Source organism: Xenorhabdus sp. PB61.4, from assembly GCF_963894935.1.
GTDB lineage: Bacteria > Pseudomonadota > Gammaproteobacteria > Enterobacterales > Enterobacteriaceae > Xenorhabdus > Xenorhabdus stockiae.
On sequence record NZ_CAWQJR010000110.1, the window covers coordinates 1 to 2,185 of the forward strand.

At 53.8% G+C, this 2,185-nt stretch carries 1 rRNA gene; it reads right to left on the reverse strand.

Annotated features, from left to right (window positions below):
* A 23S ribosomal RNA gene (locus AACX68_RS06340) occupies positions 1-2,135 on the reverse strand; the annotation flags it as partial.
* Positions 2,136-2,185: the final 50 nt, after the last annotated feature.

The following is a 2,185-nucleotide window of genomic DNA, read 5'->3' on the forward strand; positions in this document are numbered from 1 at the left end:
TAGCCTCCCACCTATCCTACACATCAAGGACCAGTGTTCAGTGTCAAGCTATAGTAAAGGTTCACGGGGTCTTTCCGTCTTGCCGCGGGTACACTGCATCTTCACAGCGAGTTCAATTTCACTGAGTCTCGGGTGGAGACAGCCTGGCCATCATTACGCCATTCGTGCAGGTCGGAACTTACCCGACAAGGAATTTCGCTACCTTAGGACCGTTATAGTTACGGCCGCCGTTTACTGGGGCTTCGATCAAGAGCTTCTCCTTACGGATAACCCCATCAATTAACCTTCCAGCACCGGGCAGGCGTCACACCGTATACGTCCACTTTCGTGTTTGCACAGTGCTGTGTTTTTATTAAACAGTTGCAGCCAGCTGGTATCTGCGACTGGCTTCGGCTCCGAAAGCAAGTTTCTTCACCTACTGCCAGCGTGCCTTCTCCCGAAGTTACGGCACCATTTTGCCTAGTTCCTTCACCCGAGTTCTCTCAAGCGCCTGAGTATTCTCTACCTGACCACCTGTGTCGGTTTGGGGTACGATTCAATGTTACCTGGAGCTTAGAGGCTTTTCCTGGAAGCCGGGCATCTGTCACTTCAGCACCGTAGTGCCTCGTCATCACGCCTCAGTGTTATCAGCCGTCCGGATTTACCAAGACCGCCCACCTACACGCTTAAACCGGGACGACCGTCGCCCGGATGACATAGCCTTCTCCGTCCCCCCTTCGCAGTAACACCAAGTACAGGAATATTAACCTGTTTCCCATCGACTACGCTTTTCAGCCTCGCCTTAGGGGTCGACTCACCCTGCCCCGATTAACGTTGGACAGGAACCCTTGGTCTTCCGGCGTGCGGGTTTTTCACCCGCATTATCGTTACTTATGTCAGCATTCGCACTTCTGATACCTCCAGCAGCCCTCACAGGCCACCTTCAACGGCTTACAGAACGCTCCCCTACCCAACCACACTTACGTGTCGCTGCCGCAGCTTCGGTGCATGGTTTAGCCCCGTTACATCTTCCGCGCAGGCCGACTCGACCAGTGAGCTATTACGCTTTCTTTAAATGATGGCTGCTTCTAAGCCAACATCCTGGCTGTCTGAGCCTTCCCACTTCGTTTCCCACTTAACCATGACTTGGGGACCTTAGCTGGCGGTCTGGGTTGTTTCCCTCTTCACGACGGACGTTAGCACCCGCCGTGTGTCTCCCGTGATAACATTCTTCGGTATTCGCAGTTTGCATCGGGTTGGTAAGTCGGGATGACCCCCTAGCCGAAACAGTGCTCTACCCCCGAAGATGAATTCACGAGGCGCTACCTAAATAGCTTTCGGGGAGAACCAGCTATCTCCCGGTTTGATTGGCCTTTCACCCCCAGCCACAAGTCATCCGCTAATTTTTCAACATTAGTCGGTTCGGTCCTCCAGTTAGTGTTACCCAACCTTCAACCTGCCCATGGCTAGATCACCGGGTTTCGGGTCTATACCCTGCAACTTAACGCCCAGTTAAGACTCGGTTTCCCTGCGGCTCCCCTATACGGTTAACCTTGCTACAGAATATAAGTCGCTGACCCATTATACAAAAGGTACGCAGTCACACCCCAAAGGGTGCTCCCACTGCTTGTACGTACACGGTTTCAGGTTCTCTTTCACTCCCCTCGCCGGGGTTCTTTTCGCCTTTCCCTCACGGTACTGGTTCACTATCGGTCAGTCAGGAGTATTTAGCCTTGGAGGATGGTCCCCCCATATTCAGACAGGATACCACGTGTCCCGCCCTACTCATCGAACTCACACTGCCAGCGTCTTCAGATACGGGGCTATCACCCTTTACTGCCGGCCTTTCCAGACCGTTCTCCTGACGCTGACACTGATGTTGGTTCTGGGCTCCTCCCCGTTCGCTCGCCGCTACTGGGGGAATCTCGGTTGATTTCTTTTCCTCGGGGTACTGAGATGTTTCAGTTCCCCCGGTTCGCCTCCTGACCCTATGAATTCAGGTCAGGATAGTGCAACGGATTGCACTGGGTTTCCCCATTCGGGTATCGCCGGGTCTCGCGGGTCATATCCCCTTCCCGGCGCTTATCGCAGATTAGCACGCCCTTCATCGCCTCTGACTGCCTAGGCATCCACCGTGTACGCTTAGTCGCTTAACCTCACAACCCGAAGGTGTCTTCGGATTGGGGTGTTGAGAGACTCCTCAATA